This window comes from Aeromonas bivalvium (assembly GCF_000819765.1).
In the GTDB taxonomy this organism is placed as follows: domain Bacteria; phylum Pseudomonadota; class Gammaproteobacteria; order Enterobacterales; family Aeromonadaceae; genus Aeromonas; species Aeromonas bivalvium.
Genome location: NZ_CDBT01000054.1, coordinates 214,250 through 215,163 on the forward strand (window position 1 = coordinate 214,250; position 914 = coordinate 215,163).

The 914-nt window shown below is 58.8% G+C and carries 1 protein-coding gene; it reads left to right on the forward strand.

Going from position 1 to position 914, the window contains the following annotated elements:
- Positions 1–759 precede the first annotated feature (759 nt).
- The coding region (locus BN1119_RS20965) for a YeeE/YedE family protein (protein WP_042000087.1) at positions 760–914 on the forward strand (155 nt) is incomplete at its 3' end.

Here is a 914-nt window from a genome sequence, read left to right on the forward strand (position 1 = left end):
GCACCTGCTCCATGTCGGCTCTGTCCTCGCAGCGGATGTGCAGCCGATAGAGGTGCTGACGTCGTCTGCCGCCTTGCCAGAGCGGCCGCAGGCTCCGCCCCAGTCTGCTCAGCAGGGAAGGGGATTTGTCAGCGAAAGGGTTGTTTGAAATCAAGCGCATAGCAGCCTCCTTGTGGGAAGCAGAAACTATGCAGGCAAGGTGCCGGGGATGAGTCCGCGTCACCTGACGTCAAGTGTGAAAAGCGGGGAAGAAGAGGGATCCACTTCTCGCTGGGTGGCGAGTCGCGGCAGAAAACTAGCTGCGGCTAGCTCGCGACCTGGGTGCCGACGATGAGGGTCGGCGTGCGTCTGTCACTTGATGAGTTGCCCACCTATGGTCTCCGCTAGTGATAAAGAGGCGACATGGTAGCCGATGCGGCGATCGGGGTAAACCTTGGCGCCCTGATAGCAACATATTGAAACAATATGAGATTTTTCCAATATGCTGCCAATGCCCCCCCGTCTGATGAGCAGGCCTGGGCGATGCCGGGCCCATCCGCCCGAGCATGGCGGCGGGACAGACGCCGGTGAACGGATCCCGCCTCGCGTCGCGGCCACTGCGCTTCCCCATCTTTATTTAGATGTTGCTAATTTAATGTCATTTCATACAATGACGTTAATATCAGGAGTTGCTAATTTATCCCTGTATCGGGTCGACGGGACAAACCGCTGGGCCCTGGGGCTGCAAACCCATTTTTGTCACTCAGATGAGGAAATTCGATGATGGAAAGCCAATGGCTGCTCTCCCTCGGGGGCGGCATGCTGGTGGGGCTGTCGGCCCTGATCCTGATGCTGTTCAACGGCCGGGTGGCCGGGATCAGCGGCATTCTGGCCGGCGCCCTGCAACAGAAAGCGCCCTGGCGGCTGCTGTTTCT